This is a genomic window from Pseudomonas sp. D4-21 (genome assembly GCF_051132125.1).
Lineage (GTDB): Bacteria > Pseudomonadota > Gammaproteobacteria > Pseudomonadales > Pseudomonadaceae > Aquipseudomonas.
Genome location: NZ_CP071664.1, coordinates 2,172,006 through 2,191,597 on the forward strand (window position 1 = coordinate 2,172,006; position 19,592 = coordinate 2,191,597).

The window sequence follows — 19,592 nt, forward strand, 5'->3', positions numbered from 1 at the left end:
CGGCCGGGCGTCTCAAAGGTAAAGCGATGTGTCAGATGCGCTTGGCTTGTGCCGCCGCGTTGCCGATGTAGCTGGCCGGGGTCAGCTTTTTCAGCTCGGCCTTGGCTTCGGCAGGCATGTCCAGGCCATCGATGAAAGTCTGCAGCGCTTCAGGGCTGATGCCCTTGCCACGGGTCAGCTCTTTGAGCTTCTCGTACGGGTTTTCGATGTTGTAGCGACGCATCACGGTCTGGATCGGCTCGGCCAGGACTTCCCAGCAGGCGTCCAGGTCGGCGGCGATCTTATGCTCGTTCAGTTCCAGCTTGCCGATGCCCTTGAGGCTGGCCTCGTAGGCGATGACGCTATGGGCAAAACCCACGCCTAGGTTGCGCAGCACGGTGGAGTCGGTCAGGTCGCGCTGCCAGCGGGAAATCGGCAGCTTGCTCGCCAGGTGCTGGAACAGCGCGTTGGCGATGCCCAGGTTGCCTTCGGAGTTTTCGAAATCGATCGGGTTGACCTTGTGCGGCATGGTCGAGGAACCGATCTCGCCGGCGATGGTGCGCTGCTTGAAGTAACCCAGGGAGATGTAGCCCCAGATATCGCGGTCGAAGTCGATCAGGATGGTGTTGAAGCGTGCGATCGCATCGAACAGCTCGGCGATGTAGTCGTGCGGTTCGATCTGGGTGGTGTACGGGTTGAAGCTCAGACCCAGTTCGTCTTCGATGAAGGCGCGGGCGTTGGCTTCCCAGTCGATGTCCGGGTAGGCCGAAAGGTGGGCGTTGTAGTTGCCCACGGCGCCGTTGATCTTGCCCAGCAGGGGCACGGCGGCTACCTGGGTGATCTGGCGCTCCAGGCGGTAGACGACGTTTGCCAACTCCTTGCCCAGGGTGGTCGGCGAAGCCGGTTGACCGTGGGTGCGCGACAGCATCGGCACGTCGGCGAAGCGGATCGCCAGCTCGCGAATGGCCTGGGCGATCTGGCGCATCAGAGGCAGCAGCACATCGTCACGGCCTTCGCGCAGCATCAGGGCGTGGGACAGGTTGTTGATGTCCTCGCTGGTGCAGGCGAAGTGGATGAACTCACTGACGTTGGCCAGTTCCGGCAGCTTGGCCGCCTGCTCCTTGAGCAGGTACTCGATGGCCTTGACGTCGTGGTTGGTGGTGCGCTCGATCTCTTTGACGCGCTCAGCGTGCTCCAGGGCGAAATTGTCGGCCAGAGCGTTCAGCACTGCGTTGGCTTCGGCGGAAAAGGCCGGAACTTCACCAATGCCAGGGTGGGCGGCCAGGCGCTGGAGCCAGCGCACTTCAACCAGGACACGGGCACGGATCAGGCCGTACTCGCTGAAAATAGGGCGCAGGGCCTGGGTTTTGCCGGCGTAGCGGCCGTCTACAGGGGAAACCGCAGTGAGCGAAGAGAGCTGCATGGGGTGTTCTCGGACAGTCGGGCAACGAAATGGGGCGCGTATCATACATGAAAATCAGCGCCGGTCCGTCGCCAACTGACCGGCGTGTTACGCGTAAAGAGGTACAAAAGCAGGTCGAGGCGACTTATTCGTTGCGCATCAACGGGTAAAGCTCTTTCAATAATTTGCGTCGGCTGATCACCAGTTGCCAACGATGGCCGCCCAGCTGCCGCCACAGCCGTGCCGAGCGGATCCCGGCGAGCAGCAGGGCGCGGATCTTCGAGGCGTTGCTCGGTTGCTGCAGGTTGCGCATGTCGCCATGCACCTGGATGCGCTGGCGCAGCGTGCTCAAGGTGTCCTGGTACAGCGCGCCGCATGCGGCGATCACGTTTTCGTGGGACGGGCCGAAATGCTCGACCTGGGATTGGATCTGCGGCAAACGATTGCCGATGGTTTCCAGCAGGTCGTCACGCTTGGCCAACTGGCGCTCCAGGCCCAGCATCGACAGGGCGTAGCGCAGCGGTTCGCGTTGCAGGGCGCTGGGGTCGCGCTCCAGGGCGCCGATCAAGGCGCGGTAGCCTTCGCGCAGGTTCAAGTCGTCGCCACCGTAGACCTCCAGGGTGTCCTTGGGGTCGCGTACCAGCAGGCTGCCGAGCATGCAGCCCAGGCCGGCCTCGGTGGCCTGGCCGGTCTTGGCGATCCGGTCCACCAGCACGGCGGCCAGGAAGACGCCGCCCAGCGCCGTCAGTTGTTCCTGGATTGGCGTCATGCCTTGCTGCTCCATGGCTCGGCGACTTCGATCACGCCGCCGCCCAGGCAGATTTCGCCGTCGTAGAACACCACCGACTGGCCGGGCGTGACCGCGCGCTGCGGGTCATCGAAGGTGGCGCGGTAGCCTGTCTCGGTTTTTTCCAAGGTGCAGGCCTGGTCGCTCTGGCGATAGCGAACCTTGGCCGTCAGGCGGCGCGGTTCGCTGAGGTCGATCGGGTTGACCCAATAGATGTCCGAGGCGAGCAGGGCGCCGGAGAACAGCCACGGGTGGTCGTTACCCTGGCCAACGATCAGCTCGTTGTGCTCCAGGTCCTTGACCAGCACGTACCACGGCTCTTCGCCGGCGTCCTTCAACCCGCCGATGCCCAGGCCTTGGCGCTGGCCGATGGTGTGGTACATCAGGCCATGGTGGCGGCCGATGACCTCGCCTTCGGTCGTCTTGATCTCGCCCGGCTGCGCCGGCAGGTATTGCTTGAGGAAGTCGCTGAAACGGCGCTCGCCAATGAAGCAGATCCCGGTGGAGTCCTTTTTCTTGGCGGTGGCGAGTTGGTGCTTCTCGGCGATCGCGCGTACTTCGGGCTTTTCCAGCTCGCCAACCGGGAACAAGGTCTTGGCGATCTGCTCGCCGCCAACGGCATGCAGGAAGTAGCTCTGGTCCTTGTTCGGATCCAGGCCCTTGAGCAGTTCGGTACGGCCGTCGATGTCGCGGCGGCGCACGTAGTGGCCAGTAGCGATCAGGTCGGCGCCGAGCATCATGGCGTAGTCGAGGAACGCCTTGAACTTGATTTCGCGGTTGCAGAGGATGTCCGGGTTCGGTGTGCGACCGGCCTTGTATTCGGCCAGGAAATGCTCGAACACGTTGTCCCAGTACTCGGCGGCGAAATTCGCGGTGTGCAGCTTGATGCCGATCTTGTCGCACACGGCCTGGGCGTCCGCCAGATCGTCCATGGCGGTGCAGTATTCGGTTCCGTCGTCTTCTTCCCAGTTCTTCATGAACAGGCCTTCCACCTCATAACCCTGCTCGATCAGCAGAAGGGCGGAAACGGAAGAGTCCACGCCACCGGACATGCCGACGATGACGCGTTGCTTTGGGGTGTTCGAAGAGGCTGGATCACGCATAGGAATTCAATGAGTGTCTTGAAAAAGGACGCGATTCTATCAGGCCCGGGCGCGCAAGGCTAAAGAGAAGGGCGGATAAGCTCCAGGCTATGGCGATGGCCGGCCAGGTAATCGTCGATGCAACGGATGATGAGCTCGCTGCGCCAGCGGTCGCGCTGCTCGAGCAGTTCGTCGCGGGTCAGCCATTTGGCGCCTAGGATGCCATCGTCCAGTTGATACTCGGGGTGGAGTTTCAGGGCCTTGGCGGCGAAGCAGACCCGCTGGTAGGTCACGCCGTTGCTGGGGGCGGTGTACAGATAGATGCCTGTTACGCTGGTGGGCTCTACGTCCCAGCCGGTTTCTTCCAGGGTTTCGCGCACGGCGGCCTCGATCAGTGTTTCGTTCGGATCCAGGTGGCCGGCGGGCTGGTTGAGCACGGCGCGCCCGCCCTTGGATTCCTCGACCATCAAGAAGCGGCCGTTGTCTTCAACAATGGTGGCGACGGTGATGTGGGGGTTCCAGTCCATGGGGGCCTCGTTTGTTAGATGAAGTACAGATCACTGTGGGAGCGAGCCTGCTCGCGAAAGCGGTGTATGGCTCAGTATCAATGTTGAATGGTATATCGCTTTCGCGAGCAGGCTCGCTCCCACAGGGGATTGTTTTCAGGGAAGGTAGAAACACAAACCCCGGCACAAGGCCGGGGTTTGTGGTGCTTGCTTACAACCTTACACCAGCGCAGCAATCGCCGCGTTGAAGGTGGCGCTTGGGCGCATGGCCTTGCTGGTCAGCTCGGGGTTGGCGAAGTAGTAGCCGCCGATGTCCACGGGCTTGCCTTGCACGGCATTGAGTTCGGCAACGATTTTTTCTTCGTTGTCGGTCAAGGTCTTCGCCAGGGTGGTGAATTGCGCCTTGAGGGCTGCGTCGTCATCCTGAGCGGCCAGTGCCTGGGCCCAGAACAGGGTCAGGTAGAAGTGGCTGCCGCGGTTGTCGATGCCGCCGACCTTGCGCGAAGGCGACTTGTTGCGGTCCAGGAACTCACCAGTCGCCTGGTCGAGGGTCTTGGCCAGCACCAGCGCCTTGGGGTTGTTGTAGGTCGCGCCCAGGTGTTCCAGGGATGCGGCCAGGGCGAGGAACTCGCCCAGGGAATCCCAGCGCAGGAAGTTTTCTTCCAGCAGTTGCTGCACGTGCTTGGGTGCCGAGCCGCCGGCGCCGGTTTCGAACAGGCCACCGCCGTTCATCAGCGGCACGATCGACAGCATCTTGGCGCTGGTGCCCAGTTCCATGATCGGGAACAGGTCAGTCAGGTAGTCGCGCAGTACGTTGCCGGTCACCGAAATGGTGTCCTTGCCTTCGCGGGTGCGAGCCAGGGTGAACTTCATCGCGTCGACAGGCGACATGATGCGGATGTCCAGACCGCTGGTGTCGTGGTCCTTCAGGTACGCCTGGACCTTCTCGATCATCACGCCGTCGTGGGCGCGCATCGGGTCGAGCCAGAAGATCGCCGGGGTGGCGCTGGCGCGGGCACGGTTGACGGCCAGCTTGACCCAATCCTGGATCGGCGCGTCCTTGGTCTGGCACATGCGGAAGATATCGCCAGCCTCGACGGTCTGCTCCAGCAGGGTTTGACCGTTGTTGTCCGAAACACGAACCACACCGTCAGCCTTGATCTGGAAGGTCTTGTCGTGGGAGCCATACTCTTCGGCTTTCTTGGCCATCAGGCCAACGTTCGGCACGCTGCCCATGGTGGTTGGGTCGAAGGCGCCGTGTTGCTTGCAATCTTCGATCACCGCTTGGTAGATGGTGGCGTAGCAGCGATCCGGGATAACAGCCTTGGTGTCGTGCAGTTGGCCGTCGGTGCCCCACATCTTGCCGGAGTCACGGATCATGGCCGGCATCGAGGCGTCGACGATGACGTCGCTCGGTACGTGCAGGTTGGTGATGCCCTTGTCGGAGTTGACCATCGCCAGCGCCGGACGAACGGCGTAGACCGCCTGGATGTCGGCTTCGATCTGGGCTTGCTGCTCGGCCGGCAGGGCCTTGATGCGCGCGTACAGGTCGCCGATGCCGTTGTTCAGGTTGAAGCCGATCTGCTCCAGCACCTCGGCGTGCTTGGCCAGCGCGTCCTTATAGTACTCGGCGACGATCTGACCGAACATGATCGGGTCGGAGACCTTCATCATGGTCGCCTTCAGATGGACCGACAGCAGGACGCCTTTTTGCTTGGCGTCTTCGATTTCAGCGGCGATGAAGTTGCGCAGGGCGTTTTTGCTCATCACGGCGCAATCGAGGATCTCACCGGCTTGTACGGTGGTTTTTTCCTTGAGGACGGTGACAGTGCCGTCCTTGGCGATCAGCTCGATCTTCACGGTGCCCGCGGCGTCGATCAGGGCGGCTTTTTCGCTGCCATAGAAATCGCCGGCGCTCATGTGAGCGACGTGGGACTTGGAGTCGGCAGCCCAGGCGCCCATTTTATGCGGGTGCTTGCGAGCATAATTCTTGACCGACAGCGGCGCGCGGCGGTCGGAGTTGCCTTCGCGCAGGACCGGGTTCACGGCGCTGCCCTTGACCTTGTCGTAACGGGCGCGAGCGTCTTTCTCGGCGTCGGTGGTCACGGTTTCCGGGTAGTCCGGCAGTGCGTAGCCCTGGGCCTGCAATTCCTTGATCGCGGCCTGCAGTTGCGGCACCGAGGCGCTGATGTTCGGCAGCTTGATGATGTTGGCTTCAGGCGTGACGGCCAGGTCGCCCAATTCGGCGAGGTGGTCGGCTACGGCTTTGTCACCCAGTTGCTCGGGGAAGCTGGCCAGGATGCGTCCTGCGAGGGAGATATCGCGGGTCTCCACGGCGATATCGGCCGAAGCGGTGAAGGCTTCGACGATCGGCAGCAGCGAATAGGTGGCGAGGGCAGGCGCTTCGTCGGTGAAGGTATAGATGATCTTCGAGCGGGTGGGCATATTCGGATTAACTCTCTTCTTTGCTAAAGCATGCGCAGAAACTCGAGGGGCGCCGGGTAAGCGCGTTCGTTCAAAGTCATCCGTGAGCCGAATGTCGAGGTTTCTTCGCGGTGATGTTGGGTGCATCAGTCGAGCGTCAAGCGGTCGGGCCGCGGTAACGGTCCGGCTTTAAAGTGGCGGAAAGTCTCGTGATAGAGCCGTCAGCCGTCGTGACCCTGTGGTCAGCGGCGGCATTATACATAGGTAGCTGGCGATCTGCCGACGGTTCATAGACTTCCGTACACGTCCATTGGTCTAAACGTCGCAGGCCGGGGAGTTGGACTATGCTCGAATTTGGCGCTTTTCCCTTGGTTTTCAGGCTTGTACGCGGCGAACTTGATTAAATTGCCGGGGATGGGCCGAACGTAGGGTTTGCGTGCCGATACAACTGGGGTACGCTCGAACGCAGCCAGATGTTCAATCCAAGCAATGGAGTTCAGCATGGGGTATCAAAAGATTCAGGTTCCGGCCGTCGGTGACAAAATCACCGTCAATGCAGACCATTCTCTTAATGTTCCCGACAATCCGATCATCCCTTTCATTGAAGGCGACGGCATTGGCGTTGATATCAGTCCGGTCATGATCAAGGTGGTGGACGCTGCGGTCGAAAAGGCCTACGGCGGCAAGCGCAAGATTTCCTGGATGGAAGTTTATGCGGGCGAAAAAGCGACCCAGGTCTACGACCAGGACACCTGGCTACCCCAGGAAACCCTGGACGCGGTCAAGGATTACGTGGTTTCCATCAAGGGCCCGCTGACCACGCCGGTCGGTGGCGGTATCCGCTCGCTGAACGTTGCATTGCGCCAGCAGCTCGACCTGTATGTCTGCCTTCGCCCGGTGCGCTGGTTTGAAGGCGTCCCGAGTCCGGTCAAGAAACCGGGCGATGTGGACATGACCATCTTCCGCGAGAACTCCGAGGACATCTACGCCGGTATCGAGTGGAAGGCCGGTTCGGCCGAAGCCACCAAGGTGATCAAGTTCCTCAAAGAGGAAATGGGCGTCACCAAGATCCGTTTCGACGAAGATTGCGGCATCGGCGTCAAGCCGGTCTCCAAGCAGGGCACCAAGCGCCTGGCACGCAAGGCCTTGCAATATGTCGTCGACAATGATCGCGATTCGCTGACTATCGTGCACAAAGGCAACATCATGAAGTTCACCGAAGGTGCCTTCAAGGAATGGGCCTACGAGGTGGCGGCCGAAGAGTTCGGCGCGACCCTGCTCGACGGCGGCCCGTGGATGCACTTCAAGAATCCGAAGACCGGGAAGAATGTCGTGGTCAAGGACGCCATCGCCGACGCCATGCTCCAGCAGATCCTGCTGCGCCCGGCCGAATACGACGTGATCGCGACCCTGAACCTCAACGGCGACTACCTCTCCGATGCCCTGGCGGCTGAAGTGGGCGGTATCGGTATCGCGCCGGGCGCCAACCTGTCCGACACCGTGGCAATGTTCGAGGCCACCCACGGCACCGCGCCTAAATATGCGGGCAAGGACCAGGTGAACCCGGGGTCGTTGATCCTCTCGGCGGAAATGATGCTGCGCCACATGGGGTGGACCGAGGCGGCCGACCTGATCATCAAGGGCACCAACGGCGCGATTTCGGCCAAGACCGTGACCTATGACTTCGAACGCCTGATGGACGGTGCCAAGCTGGTGTCGTCTTCCGGTTTCGGCGATGCGCTGATTTCCCATATGTAAGCGAAGCCTGAACACAAAAATGCCCGGTTCGAGTGATCGAAACCGGGCATTTTTTATGGGTTGGGGCCGGGCTCTAGTGGTCTTCGGTTACCCGCGGCTTGAGGCGGACCTTGATCGGTGCTGGCTTTACGCTGGCCTCGGTGCTGTTGGGGTCGACGTCCACGGCAACCGGGCAAATCTCAACGGCATGTGTACCCTTTGGCCCTTGTATCATGCAGAACGTCACCGGCTGACCTGCCTTCAGGGTTTTATAACCTTCCATCTGGATCACAGAGTAGTGAGCGAAGAGGTCTTCGTCCTTCCCGTCTTGGATAATAAAACCATAGCCCTTGGCGTTGTTGAACCACTTGACCTTTCCCTTGACTCGCATACTGGTGGTACCTGACATACCATTTTCCCTCTGCAACACACCCCTGCAACGGAGTATCATCCTGATCATCCGCTGTCGATCAAATAAGAAATCGGATTGACTTTGCGGACCTTTTTAACCCACGGTGGGCTCTATTGGTTGTAACACCGATTCACCGTTAGTCAAGGTGATCGGGCGGTAGCGGTTGAAATCGCTCGCAAGCGGCCCCATCACTGTATTTGCCAACTAAACGAACCTTTCTTTCCATGCATGCAATCAGCCAGATTCGACTAACATTCAATCAGGATCGCCCGGATCAACATGATGACGATTCAGCGGGCATTGCTGTTCAGGAATCAAAGCCCGCTTTACAGGCTCCACCGATGTACAAGGTGGTTTTGTTCAACGATGACTACACACCGATGGATTTCGTCGTCGAAGTGCTCGAGGTGTTTTTTAACCTGAATCGCGAGCTGGCGACCAAGGTCATGCTGGCCGTTCATACAGAGGGACGGGCAGTATGTGGTGTGTTTACCCGCGACATTGCGGAGACCAAGGCCATGCAGGTCAACCAGTACGCCCGGGAAAGCCAGCATCCGCTACTCTGTGAAATCGAGAAGGACGGTTAACGCCGACCACTTGGGTATGAGGTGAAGCCATGTTAAACCGCGAGCTCGAAGTCACCCTCAATCTTGCCTTCAAGGAGGCTCGTTCGAAGCGTCATGAATTCATGACCGTCGAGCACCTGCTGTTGGCCCTATTGGATAACGAGGCTGCCGCCACCGTTTTGCGTGCCTGCGGCGCGAACCTCGACAAACTCAAGCATGACCTGCAGGAGTTCATCGACTCCACCACGCCACTGATCCCCGTCCACGACGAGGATCGCGAAACCCAGCCAACCCTGGGATTCCAGCGTGTGCTGCAGCGTGCTGTCTTTCATGTGCAGAGCTCGGGCAAGCGCGAAGTCACCGGCGCCAACGTGCTGGTTGCCATTTTCAGCGAGCAGGAAAGCCAAGCGGTGTTCCTGCTCAAGCAACAGAGCGTTGCGCGTATCGATGTCGTCAACTACATCGCCCATGGCATCTCGAAAGTGCCGGGGCATGGCGATCATTCCGAAGGTGAGCAGGACATGCAGGATGACGAGGGCGGCGAGTCTTCTTCATCAGGCAATCCGCTGGACGCGTATGCCAGCAATCTGAACGAACTGGCTCGCCAGGGCCGTATCGACCCGCTGGTCGGGCGCGAGGCGGAAGTCGAGCGCGTTGCGCAGATCCTGGCCCGGCGCCGCAAGAACAACCCATTGCTTGTAGGCGAAGCGGGCGTGGGCAAGACCGCGATCGCCGAAGGCCTGGCCAAGCGCATCGTCGATAACCAGGTGCCAGACCTGCTGGCCAACAGCGTGGTGTATTCCCTCGACCTGGGTGCCTTGCTGGCCGGTACCAAATACCGGGGCGATTTCGAGAAGCGCTTCAAGGCGCTGCTCGGCGAGCTGAAGAAGCGGCCGCAGGCGATCCTGTTCATCGACGAGATCCACACCATTATCGGTGCCGGGGCGGCGTCGGGCGGGGTCATGGATGCGTCCAACCTGCTCAAGCCGCTGCTGTCCTCGGGCGATATCCGTTGCATCGGCTCGACCACGTTCCAGGAATTCCGTGGGATTTTCGAGAAGGACCGTGCATTGGCCCGGCGTTTCCAGAAGGTCGACGTGTCGGAGCCTTCGGTGGAAGACACCATCGGTATCCTGCGTGGCCTGAAAGGGCGTTTCGAGCTGCACCACAACATCGAATACAGCGACGAGGCATTGCGCGCCGCTGCCGAGCTGGCGTCACGCTACATCAATGATCGGCACATGCCGGACAAGGCCATCGACGTCATCGACGAGGCGGGCGCCTACCAGCGTCTGCAGCCGGTGGAGAATCGCGTCAAGCGTATCGAGGTGCCGCAAGTCGAGGACATCGTCGCCAAAATCGCGCGGATTCCGCCAAAACACGTCACCAGTTCCGACAAGGAACTGCTGCGTAACCTGGAGCGCGACTTGAAGCTGACGGTGTTCGGCCAGGACGCGGCGATCGACTCGCTGTCCACTGCGATCAAGCTGTCTCGTGCAGGCCTCAAGTCGCCGGACAAGCCGGTCGGTTCCTTCCTGTTCGCCGGGCCTACCGGTGTCGGCAAGACCGAGGCGGCTCGGCAACTCGCCAAGGCGATGGGTATCGAGCTGGTGCGCTTCGACATGTCCGAGTACATGGAGCGTCATACCGTATCGCGTCTGATCGGTGCGCCTCCAGGCTATGTCGGTTTCGACCAGGGTGGTCTCTTGACCGAGGCAATCACCAAGCAGCCTCACTGCGTGCTGTTGCTCGATGAGATCGAGAAGGCGCATCCGGAAGTCTTCAACCTGCTGCTGCAGGTCATGGACCACGGTACGCTGACCGATAACAACGGGCGCAAGGCGGATTTCCGCAACGTGATCATCATCATGACCACGAACGCCGGTGCCGAAACCGCCGCGCGCGCTTCGATCGGTTTCACCCATCAGGACCACTCGTCCGATGCGATGGAAGTGATCAAGAAGAGCTTCACGCCTGAATTCCGCAACCGCCTGGACACCATTATCCAGTTTGGTCGCCTCAGTCATGAGGTCATCAAAAGCGTGGTGGACAAGTTCCTTACCGAACTCCAGGCGCAGCTCGAAGACAAGCGTGTGCTGTTGGAGGTCACCGATGCGGCGCGCAGCTGGCTCGCGGAAGGTGGTTACGATGTGACGATGGGCGCAAGGCCAATGGCTCGCTTGATTCAGGACAAGATCAAGCGTCCGCTGGCCGAGGAGATCCTGTTTGGCGAACTGGCCGAGCATGGCGGTGTGGTTCACATCGACATCAAGGACGGCGAGCTGACCTTCGACTTCGAAACCACGGCCGAGATGGCTTGATCGTTAGCTGCAGCAAAATAAAAAGGCGCCGAAAGGCGCCTTTTTGCTGTCCAGCCCAAATCCTTGTGGGAGCGAGCTTGCTCGCGATGGCGGAGGATCGGTCAACATCAATACCGACTGTGACGACGCTATCGCGAGCAGGCTCGCTTCCACAGGATCTGTGTGATGTGGATGGTTGGAGCAAAACCCAGGCAAACAAAAACGCCCGACATGAGCCGGGCGTTTTGTATTGACTTGTTAGCGAGCGCGGTAAGTGATGCGCCCTTTGCTCAAGTCATAGGGCGTCAGCTCGACGCGCACTTTGTCACCGGTAAGAATACGAATGTAGTTCTTGCGCATCTTGCCGGAGATATGCGCGGTTACGACGTGCCCATTTTCCAACTCCACACGAAACATGGTGTTGGGCAGGGTGTCGACGACAGTGCCTTCCATTTCGAAGCTGTCTTCTTTCGACATGCAGTAAAGCCCTCGGTATCCAGTGAATGGCCCGGTGCAACTGCGCCAGGCAAAAGCGGCGTGCATTGTGCCCGAAAAAGGGGGGGCAAGCCAAGGGGTTCTTAGGAGTAACTCAATGAATGCGGCGCATGGATAAGGCGCAAACTACGAGCGGCCCCTAGTTCAGGACAACCCACCGCTGGTTGATCAACAATTCAATGGGCCGATATTGGGTCTTGTAGTTCATTTTTTTGCAGTTCTTGATCCAGTAGCCCAGGTACACCGCTTCCAGGCCCAGGCGCCGACATTCGTTGATCTGCCAAAGGATCGCGAACCGTCCCAGGCTGCGCTTTTCCTCGTTGGGCTCATAAAAGGTGTAGACCGCCGACAGGCCGTTGGGCAGCAGGTCGGTGACGGCGATGGCCACCAGCCGCCCGTCGAGGCGGAACTCATAGAAACGCGAGAACGGCAGGTCGCGCACCAGGAAGGTCGAGAATTGGTCCCGGCTGGGCGGGTACATGTCGCCATCGGCGTGGCGCTGTTCGATGTAGCGCTGGTACAGGTCGAAATATTCTTCGCTGAACTGCGGTTTGGCCGGGCGCACCTGCAAATCGGCGTTGCGCTTGAAAATACGCTTCTGCTGCCGGTTCGGGGTAAAGCGGGCCACGGGAATGCGCGCCGGCACGCACGCATTGCAATGCTGGCAATGGGGCCGGTAGAGGTGATCGCCGCTGCGACGAAACCCCATCTCCGACAGGTCTGCATAGACATGCACATCCATGGGCTGGCTGGGATCGAGGAACAGGGTCGTGGCCTGCTCCTCTGGCAGGTAGCTGCAAGAGTGAGGTTGAGTGGCATAAAACTTCAAGCGCGCCAACTCGGTCATGATCAACCCTCGGGATAAACTTCAATTCAAGTGTAAGCCAGGAGCGCGAATATCGCTCAGCAAACCCAGGTGGCATGGTTGGGTTGGTCCAGATGGGCCTTCAAGTAAGCCGCGAACTCGGTTCGCGGAATCGGCCGCGCGCCCAGGCTATGCAAATGCTCGGTGGGCATCTGGCAGTCGATCAGGACGAAACCCGCCTCCTTGAGGTGTTGGACCAGGGTTGCGAAGCCGAATTTCGACGCATTGTCGGCGCGACTGAACATGGACTCGCCAAAAAACAACTGACCCATTGCCAAGCCATACAGGCCGCCGACCAGCGTGCCTTGATCCCAGACTTCCACGGAATGGGCGAAGCCGCGTCGGTGCAGTTCCAGATAGGCGGTCTGCATGGCGTCGGTGATCCAGGTGCCATCAGCATAATCCCGGGGCGCGGCGCAGGCCTGGATGACTCCGGCGAAATCCCGGTCGAACGTCACTTCATAGCGCTGCTTGCGCAACAGCTTGCCCAGGCTGCGCGATACATGCAGCTCGTCGGGAAACAGCACCGTGCGCGGGTCCGGCGACCACCACAGGATCGGCTGGCCTTCGGAGAACCATGGAAAGCAGCCGTGGCGATAGGCCTGGATCAAGCGGTCGGCGGACAGGTCCCCGCCGGCGGCGAGCAGGCCGTTGGGGTCGCGCATGGCTTTTTCCAGTGGCGGAAAATCGAAAGTGTTGCGTTGTAACCAAGTCAGCATCGTTGTCCGGGCTTGCAGAAGGGGAGGGCGGGACTCCGGATCAGCCAGAGCCCGCCTAGAGGTTAACCGTCAAACGGCCGGGATGTCATCGAGATACTTCTCTGCGTCCAGGGCGGCCATGCAGCCGGCGCCGGCCGAAGTAATGGCCTGGCGATAGACATGATCGGCCACATCGCCAGCGGCAAACACGCCTTCGATGTCGGTGGCCGTGGCATTGCCGTCGCTGCCGCCGCGCACGATCAGGTAACCATCGCGCATCGTCAGTTGGCCCTGGAACAGGTCGGTATTGGGTTTGTGCCCGATGGCGATGAAGACGCCGGCCAGGGACAACGTGCTGGTTTCACCGGTCTCGCTGTGCCGCAGGCGCGCGCCGGTCACGCCGCTGGCATCGCCCAGGACCTCGTCCAGGTTCTGGTTCCAGTGCAAACGGATATTGCCATTGGCGGCTTTCTCGAAGAGTTTGTCTTGCAAGATCTTTTCCGAGCGCAACTTGTCCCGCCGGTGAATCAAATGCACCTCCTTGGCGATATTCGACAGGTACAGGGCTTCTTCCACGGCGGTGTTGCCGCCACCGACCACCGCCACCACCTGGTTTCGGTAGAAAAAACCATCGCAGGTCGCGCAGGCTGAAACACCTTTGCCAGCGAAGGTTTCCTCCGACGGCAGGCCGAGGTACTGGGCTGAGGCGCCGGTGGCGATGATCAGTGCGTCGCAGGTGTAGGTGCCGCTGTCACCGATCAATTCGAACGGACGTTGTTGCAACTTGGCGGTGTGAATATGGTCGTAGACGATCTGCGTGTCGAAGCGCTCGGCGTGCCGTTGCATGCGCTCCATCAGCACGGGGCCGGTCAGGCCTTCGACGTCGCCGGGCCAGTTATCGACTTCGACCGTGGTGGTGAGCTGGCCACCGGCCTGTATGCCGGTGATGACAACGGGTTTGAGGTTGGCACGGGCCGCATAGACAGCAGCGCTGTACCCTGCAGGGCCGGAACCGAGAATAATCAGGCGTGAATGCTTCGCTTCGCTCATAAAAACACCTCATAAGCCTTTGTCACAAAAGAGAATGCATGCTCAAATTGGCGCCCAAGACCCCCTGATCATGGCTATGCTGTCGCCAAGCGCGCGGGCAATGCCTTGGGCATGACAAACCCGTACAATGCTTGGGTTTTGAACGCAGGATGAGCAAAAGATCAAATCTTCAGCGACTCCTGTGGTTTTCCGGACGCATGCCACAGTGGTAAAAGTAGTACCGGTTGAGCACATTCACTTTTTTTACCTGCTCGTCATGGGCAGTTTTTCATAGTCATTCAACAGATGGACGCGCCTTGGGCGCAGGAAAAGAAGCGTTTTGAAGAAATCCACCGCAGCACCCAAGACAGTCGTTCCGCTCTGGCGCCAACAATTGCACTACCGGCTCAAGGAAGGTGCGTTGATCGCCATCGGTGCCTTGTGCCTGTTCCTGATGATGGCCTTGCTGACCTACGGCAAGGACGATCCGGGCTGGAGCCACAACAGCAAGATCGAAGACGTGCAGAATTTCGGCGGTCCGGCCGGTTCCTACAGCGCCGACATCCTGTTCATGGTGCTGGGCTATTTCGCCTATATCTTCCCGCTGCTGCTGGCGATCAAGACGTACCAGATATTCCGCCAGCGCCATGAGCCCTGGCAGTGGAGCGGCTGGCTGTTCTCCTGGCGCCTGATCGGCCTGGTCTTCCTGGTGCTGTCGGGAGCCGCGCTGGCCCATATTCATTTCCACGCCCCCACTGGCCTGCCCGCAGGGGCGGGTGGCGCACTGGGTGAAAGCCTCGGCGACCTGGCCCGCAATGCCCTGAACATCCAGGGCAGCACGCTGCTGTTCATCGCCTTGTTCCTGTTTGGCCTGACGGTATTCACCGACCTGTCGTGGTTCAAGGTGATGGACGTCACCGGCAAGATCACCCTTGACCTCATTGAATTGATCCAGGGCGCGCTGAACCGTTGGTGGGCGGCGCGCAACGAACGCAAGCAACTGGTGGCGCAACTGCGTGAAGTCGACGACCGCGTCCATGACGTTGTGGCGCCGACGGTGACTGACAAACGCGAGCAGGCCAAGGTCAAGGAGCGCCTGATCGAACGCGAGCAGGCCCTGAGCAAGCACATGTCCGAGCGCGAAAAGCAGGTGCCGCCGGTCATCACCATGGCCCCGGCCAAGCCGCCGGAGCAAAGCAAGCGCGTGCAGAAAGAGAAACAGGCACCGCTGTTCGTCGACAGCGCGGTGGAAGGCACCTTGCCGCCGATCTCGATCCTCGACCCGGCCGAGAAGAAACAGCTCAACTATTCCCCCGAGTCCTTGGCGGCCGTCGGGCATTTGCTCGAAATCAAGCTCAAGGAGTTCGGTGTGGAGGTCTCGGTGGATTCGATCCACCCGGGCCCGGTCATCACCCGTTACGAAATCCAGCCGGCCGCCGGCGTGAAGGTCAGCCGTATCGCCAACCTGGCGAAGGACCTGGCGCGCTCGCTCGCCGTGACCAGCGTGCGGGTGGTGGAGGTGATTCCCGGCAAGACCACCGTGGGCATCGAGATTCCCAACGAAGACCGGCAGATTGTGCGCTTCTCCGAAGTACTGTCGACGCCGGAATATGACAACCACAAGTCGCCGGTCACCTTGGCCTTGGGTCACGACATCGGCGGCAAGCCGGTCATCACCGACCTGGCGAAAATGCCCCACCTGCTGGTGGCCGGTACCACCGGCTCCGGTAAGTCGGTGGGCGTGAACGCGATGATCCTTTCGATCCTGTTCAAGTCCGGCCCGGAAGACGCCAAGCTGATCATGATCGACCCGAAGATGCTCGAATTGTCGATCTACGAAGGCATCCCGCACCTGCTGTGCCCGGTGGTCACCGACATGAAGGACGCGGCCAACGCCTTGCGCTGGAGCGTTGCCGAGATGGAGCGCCGCTACAAGCTGATGGCGAAGATGGGCGTGCGCAACCTGTCGGGCTTCAACGCCAAGGTCAAGGAAGCCGAGGAAGCCGGTACACCGCTGAGCGACCCGCTGTATCACCGCGAAAGCATCCACGACGAAGCGCCGCTGCTGCATAAGCTGCCGACCATCGTCGTGGTGGTGGACGAATTCGCCGACATGATGATGATCGTCGGCAAGAAGGTCGAAGAACTGATCGCCCGTATCGCCCAGAAGGCCCGTGCGGCCGGTATCCACCTGATCCTCGCTACGCAGCGACCGTCGGTGGACGTGATCACGGGCCTGATCAAGGCCAACATCCCGACCCGCATGGCGTTCCAGGTGTCGAGCAAGATCGACTCGCGGACCATCATCGACCAGGGCGGCGCCGAGCAACTGCTGGGTCACGGTGACATGCTCTACATGCCGCCCGGCACGAGCCTGCCGATCCGTGTCCACGGCGCGTTCGTCTCCGACGATGAAGTACACCGCGTGGTGGAAGCCTGGAAATTGCGCGGCGCGCCTGAATACAACGACGACATCCTCAACGGTGTCGAAGAAGCAGGCAGCGGTTTTGAAGGCAGCAGCGGTGGAGGCGGTGATGATGACGCAGAGACCGACGCGCTTTATGACGAAGCGGTGCAGTTCGTGCTCGAAAGCCGCCGTGCCTCGATTTCCGCCGTGCAGCGCAAGCTGAAGATCGGCTACAACCGCGCCGCTCGCATGATCGAGGCCATGGAAATGGCTGGGGTCGTGACGGCCATGAACACCAACGGTTCGCGCGAAGTGCTCGCGCCTGGCCCGATGCGCGACTGATTACCCGGGCGACGTGACGATGCGTCGCTCGAACCCCCACGAATTCATGAGGACTCCCATGCGCCTGATTCGCATGTTGCTGTTGCCCGTACTGGCCTTGTCTACTTTTTCGGCCCACGCCGGCGAAAAGGACGTGGCCCGCCTGACCCAGTTGCTGGGCGGCTCCCAGACCCTGACTGCGCGTTTTTCCCAGTTGACCCTCGACGGCAGTGGCACCCAGCTGCAGGAAACCGCCGGTGAAATGGCCCTTCAGCGTCCTGGCCTGTTCTATTGGCACACCGATGCTCCCGCCGAACAACTGATGGTTTCAGACGGCAAGAAAGTCTCGCTGTGGGACCCGGACCTGGAGCAGGTGACCATCAAGACTCTTGACCAGCGCCTGACCCAGACGCCAGCGTTGCTGCTGTCCGGTGACATCTCGGAGATCAGCCAGAGCTTCGACATTACCTCCAAGGAAGCCGGCGGGGTGATCGACTTCACCCTCAAGCCCAAGACCAAGGACAGCCTGTTCGACAGCCTGCGCCTGTCGTTCCGCAACGGCCTTGTTAACGACATGCAGCTGATCGACAGCGTTGGCCAGCGCACCAACATCCTGTTCACCGGGGTCAAGGCCAATACGCCGATCGCCGCGTCCAAGTTCAAGTTCGACATCCCCAAGGGTGCGGATGTGATCCAGGAATAACCCAATGGCCCCTGTGGGAGCGAGCCTGCTCGCGATGGCGGCGGATCAGTTGGAATTGATGTGACTGACCCACCGCTATCGCGAGCAGGCTCGCTCCCACAATGGATTGTGGTGTTCAATCAACTAACTGATCGGCAACAGGACCCTGCGGAGGTTTTGTAGTAATCATGGACCTGTTTCGAAGCGCCCCGATTGCCCAGCCATTGGCCGCCCGCTTGCGCGCGACCAACCTGGATGAGTATGTCGGTCAGGAACACGTGCTCGCTCGCGGTAAGCCTCTGCGCGAAGCCTTGGAGCAGGGTGCCTTGCACTCGATGATTTTCTGGGGGCCGCCGGGCGTGGGCAAGACCACCCTGGCGCGGCTGCTGGCGGAGGTTTCTGACGCGCATTTCGAAACGGTCTCGGCGGTGCTGGCCGGGGTCAAGGAGATCCGCCAGGCTGTGGAAATCGCCAAGCAACAGGCCGGCCAGTACGGCAAGCGCACCATCCTGTTCGTCGACGAAGTACACCGGTTCAACAAATCCCAGCAGGACGCTTTCCTGCCCTATGTGGAAGACGGCACGCTGATATTCATCGGCGCCACCACCGAAAATCCTTCGTTCGAACTCAACAACGCCTTGCTGTCGCGGGCGCGGGTCTATGTGCTCAAGAGCCTCGATGAAACCGCGATGCGCAAGCTGGTGCATCGCGCGCTGACCGAAGAGCGGGGCTTGGGCAAGCGCCAGCTCAGCCTCAGCGATGAAGGTTTCCAGATACTCTTCAGCGCCGCCGACGGCGATGGTCGACGGCTGCTCAACCTGCTGGAAAACGCCTCGGACCTGGCCGAAGACAACAGCGAGATCGGAGTCGAGCTGCTGCAAAGCCTGCTGGGCGATACCCGCCGACGTTTCGACAAGGGCGGCGAGGCGTTCTACGACCAGATCTCGGCGCTGCACAAGTCCATCCGCGGTTCCAACCCCGATGCCGCGTTGTATTGGTTTGCGCGGATGATCGACGGTGGTTGCGATCCGCTGTACCTGGCTCGGCGGGTGGTGCGCATGGCCAGCGAGGACATCGGCAACGCCGACCCTCGGGCCCTGAGCCTGTGCCTGGCGGCCTGGGACGTGCAGGAGCGCCTCGGCAGCCCGGAGGGCGAGCTCGCCGTGGCCCAGGCCATCACTTACCTGGCCTGCGCACCGAAGAGCAACGCCGTGTACATAGGCTTCAAGGCCGCGATGCGCAGCGCCACCGAACACGGCTCCCTCGAAGTACCGCTGCACCTGCGCAACGCACCGACCAAGCTCATGAAACAGTTAGGTTATGGCGATGAATACCGCTATGCCCACGATGAGCCCGACGCTTATGCCGCCGGCGAAGACTATTTTCCCGAAGAACTCGAACCCCAGCGCTTCTACCAGCCCGCACCTCGAGGCCTTGAGTTGAAGATTGGCGAAAAGCTCAACCATTTGGCCCAGCTGGACCGATTGAGTCCACGACAGCGGAGAAAACCGTGATCCCCTTGATTCTCGCAGTCTCCGCTGGGGGCGTTGCCGGTACGTTGTTGCGTTTCGCCACGGGTAACTGGATCAGTGCAAATTGGCCGCGGCACTTCTATACCGCGACGCTGGCCGTTAATATCGTGGGCTGTCTGCTGATCGGCGTTCTTTACGGCCTGTTTTTGATTCGTCCCGAGGTGCCCATCGAGGTGCGCGCGGGGTTGATGGTCGGCTTTCTTGGCGGCCTGACGACTTTTTCATCTTTTTCACTGGATACGGTGCGCCTGCTGGAAAGCGGGCAGGTGCCGCTGGCCCTGGGCTATGCGGCCATCAGCGTGTTCGGCGGGCTGCTCGCCACCTGGGCCGGCCTGTCCTTGACCAAACTTTGATAACGAGAGACCGAC

At 60.5% G+C, this 19,592-nt stretch carries 17 protein-coding genes; 7 read left to right on the forward strand and 10 right to left on the reverse strand.

Translation table 11 applies throughout. The annotated features are described in order from the left end of the window. Positions 1 to 31 precede the first annotated feature (31 nt). The 5 genes from purB to J3Q04_RS09885 form a co-directional block, all read right to left on the reverse strand. On the reverse strand, positions 32 to 1,402 hold the full coding sequence (purB, locus tag J3Q04_RS09865) for an adenylosuccinate lyase (protein ID WP_434606550.1): 1,371 nt from the start codon (positions 1,400 to 1,402) through the stop codon (positions 32 to 34). A 124-nt stretch (positions 1,403 to 1,526) separates the two neighbouring features. Further along, positions 1,527 to 2,150 carry a high frequency lysogenization protein HflD gene (gene hflD, locus J3Q04_RS09870; RefSeq protein ID WP_039592880.1) on the reverse strand — a complete coding sequence of 208 codons (624 nt, stop codon included), beginning with the start codon at positions 2,148 to 2,150 and terminating at the stop codon, positions 1,527 to 1,529. Further along, entirely contained in the window at positions 2,147 to 3,271 is a 1,125-nt protein-coding gene (gene mnmA / locus J3Q04_RS09875) for a tRNA 2-thiouridine(34) synthase MnmA (RefSeq protein ID WP_434606547.1), read from the reverse strand. Before mnmA ends, hflD begins: the two co-directional genes overlap by 4 nt. Before the next feature lie 59 nt (positions 3,272 to 3,330). Next, positions 3,331 to 3,777: an NUDIX hydrolase gene (locus tag J3Q04_RS09880; RefSeq protein ID WP_434606544.1), complete on the reverse strand. Its 447-nt coding sequence runs from the start codon at positions 3,775 to 3,777 to the stop codon at positions 3,331 to 3,333. Between the two features lie 198 nt (positions 3,778 to 3,975). Continuing rightward, positions 3,976 to 6,201: an NADP-dependent isocitrate dehydrogenase gene (locus J3Q04_RS09885; RefSeq protein WP_434606542.1), complete on the reverse strand. Its 2,226-nt coding sequence runs from the start codon at positions 6,199 to 6,201 to the stop codon at positions 3,976 to 3,978. Between the two features lie 480 nt (positions 6,202 to 6,681). On the opposite strand from J3Q04_RS09885, the gene icd reads away from it, so the two are divergent. Beyond that, positions 6,682 to 7,938, forward strand: a complete 1,257-nt coding sequence (icd, locus tag J3Q04_RS09890; protein ID WP_434606539.1) for an NADP-dependent isocitrate dehydrogenase — start codon at positions 6,682 to 6,684, stop codon at positions 7,936 to 7,938. Between the two features lie 73 nt (positions 7,939 to 8,011). Here the strand turns inward: icd and cspD are convergent, their stop codons facing one another. Beyond that, positions 8,012 to 8,326: a cold shock domain-containing protein CspD gene (cspD, locus tag J3Q04_RS09895; RefSeq protein WP_434559587.1), complete on the reverse strand. Its 315-nt coding sequence runs from the start codon at positions 8,324 to 8,326 to the stop codon at positions 8,012 to 8,014. A gap of 227 nt (positions 8,327 to 8,553) precedes the next feature. On the opposite strand from cspD, the gene clpS reads away from it, so the two are divergent. Both clpS and clpA read left to right on the forward strand, forming a co-directional pair. After that, on the forward strand, positions 8,554 to 8,916 hold the full coding sequence (clpS, locus tag J3Q04_RS09900; protein ID WP_030141336.1) for an ATP-dependent Clp protease adapter ClpS: 363 nt from the start codon (positions 8,554 to 8,556) through the stop codon (positions 8,914 to 8,916). Between the two features lie 29 nt (positions 8,917 to 8,945). Beyond that, positions 8,946 to 11,216, forward strand: a complete 2,271-nt coding sequence (gene clpA, locus J3Q04_RS09905) for an ATP-dependent Clp protease ATP-binding subunit ClpA (protein WP_030141337.1) — start codon at positions 8,946 to 8,948, stop codon at positions 11,214 to 11,216. A 237-nt stretch (positions 11,217 to 11,453) separates the two neighbouring features. Here clpA and infA read toward each other — a convergent pair whose 3' ends face one another. The 4 genes from infA to trxB all read right to left on the reverse strand — a co-directional run bounded on the left by infA (position 11,454) and on the right by trxB (position 14,303). Beyond that, positions 11,454 to 11,672, reverse strand: coding sequence for a translation initiation factor IF-1 (gene infA / locus J3Q04_RS09910; protein WP_002553999.1), 219 nt, complete (start codon positions 11,670 to 11,672; stop codon positions 11,454 to 11,456). 157 nt (positions 11,673 to 11,829) lie between these two features. Further along, positions 11,830 to 12,537 carry an arginyltransferase gene (locus J3Q04_RS09915; protein ID WP_420765876.1) on the reverse strand — a complete coding sequence of 236 codons (708 nt, stop codon included), beginning with the start codon at positions 12,535 to 12,537 and terminating at the stop codon, positions 11,830 to 11,832. 56 nt (positions 12,538 to 12,593) lie between these two features. After that, positions 12,594 to 13,274: a leucyl/phenylalanyl-tRNA--protein transferase gene (gene aat / locus J3Q04_RS09920; protein WP_420765877.1), complete on the reverse strand. Its 681-nt coding sequence runs from the start codon at positions 13,272 to 13,274 to the stop codon at positions 12,594 to 12,596. A gap of 69 nt (positions 13,275 to 13,343) precedes the next feature. Next, positions 13,344 to 14,303 (reverse strand): thioredoxin-disulfide reductase, encoded by a 960-nt coding sequence (gene trxB / locus J3Q04_RS09925; protein WP_434559583.1) that lies wholly within the window; start codon positions 14,301 to 14,303, stop codon positions 13,344 to 13,346. Positions 14,304 to 14,622: 319 nt separating this feature from the next. Between trxB and J3Q04_RS09930 the strand changes: the two genes are divergently transcribed. The 4 genes from J3Q04_RS09930 (at position 14,623) to crcB (ending at position 19,577) form a co-directional block, all read left to right on the forward strand. Next, a complete protein-coding gene (locus J3Q04_RS09930) occupies positions 14,623 to 17,031 on the forward strand; it encodes a DNA translocase FtsK (protein WP_420765879.1) in 2,409 nt (802 codons plus the stop codon). Between the two features lie 58 nt (positions 17,032 to 17,089). Further along, positions 17,090 to 17,713 carry an outer membrane lipoprotein chaperone LolA gene (gene lolA, locus J3Q04_RS09935; protein WP_420765880.1) on the forward strand — a complete coding sequence of 208 codons (624 nt, stop codon included), beginning with the start codon at positions 17,090 to 17,092 and terminating at the stop codon, positions 17,711 to 17,713. Positions 17,714 to 17,880: 167 nt separating this feature from the next. Beyond that, entirely contained in the window at positions 17,881 to 19,206 is a 1,326-nt protein-coding gene (locus J3Q04_RS09940) for a replication-associated recombination protein A (protein WP_434606534.1), read from the forward strand. Continuing rightward, positions 19,203 to 19,577, forward strand: coding sequence for a fluoride efflux transporter CrcB (crcB, locus tag J3Q04_RS09945; RefSeq protein ID WP_207961507.1), 375 nt, complete (start codon positions 19,203 to 19,205; stop codon positions 19,575 to 19,577). Before J3Q04_RS09940 ends, crcB begins: the two co-directional genes overlap by 4 nt. Positions 19,578 to 19,592: the final 15 nt, after the last annotated feature.

Coding starts and splice junctions, on each gene's coding strand:
- purB (WP_434606550.1), bottom strand. CDS start 1,402: ATGCAGCTCTCTTCGCTCACTGCGGTTTCCCCTGTAGACGGCCGCTAC.
- hflD (WP_039592880.1), bottom strand. CDS start 2,150: ATGACGCCAATCCAGGAACAACTGACGGCGCTGGGCGGCGTCTTCCTG.
- mnmA (WP_434606547.1), bottom strand. CDS start 3,271: ATGCGTGATCCAGCCTCTTCGAACACCCCAAAGCAACGCGTCATCGTC.
- J3Q04_RS09880 (WP_434606544.1), bottom strand. CDS start 3,777: ATGGACTGGAACCCCCACATCACCGTCGCCACCATTGTTGAAGACAAC.
- J3Q04_RS09885 (WP_434606542.1), bottom strand. CDS start 6,201: ATGCCCACCCGCTCGAAGATCATCTATACCTTCACCGACGAAGCGCCT.
- icd (WP_434606539.1), top strand. CDS start 6,682: ATGGGGTATCAAAAGATTCAGGTTCCGGCCGTCGGTGACAAAATCACC.
- cspD (WP_434559587.1), bottom strand. CDS start 8,326: ATGTCAGGTACCACCAGTATGCGAGTCAAGGGAAAGGTCAAGTGGTTC.
- clpS (WP_030141336.1), top strand. CDS start 8,554: ATGCATGCAATCAGCCAGATTCGACTAACATTCAATCAGGATCGCCCG.
- clpA (WP_030141337.1), top strand. CDS start 8,946: ATGTTAAACCGCGAGCTCGAAGTCACCCTCAATCTTGCCTTCAAGGAG.
- infA (WP_002553999.1), bottom strand. CDS start 11,672: ATGTCGAAAGAAGACAGCTTCGAAATGGAAGGCACTGTCGTCGACACC.
- J3Q04_RS09915 (WP_420765876.1), bottom strand. CDS start 12,537: ATGACCGAGTTGGCGCGCTTGAAGTTTTATGCCACTCAACCTCACTCT.
- aat (WP_420765877.1), bottom strand. CDS start 13,274: ATGCTGACTTGGTTACAACGCAACACTTTCGATTTTCCGCCACTGGAA.
- trxB (WP_434559583.1), bottom strand. CDS start 14,303: ATGAGCGAAGCGAAGCATTCACGCCTGATTATTCTCGGTTCCGGCCCT.
- lolA (WP_420765880.1), top strand. CDS start 17,090: ATGCGCCTGATTCGCATGTTGCTGTTGCCCGTACTGGCCTTGTCTACT.
- J3Q04_RS09940 (WP_434606534.1), top strand. CDS start 17,881: ATGGACCTGTTTCGAAGCGCCCCGATTGCCCAGCCATTGGCCGCCCGC.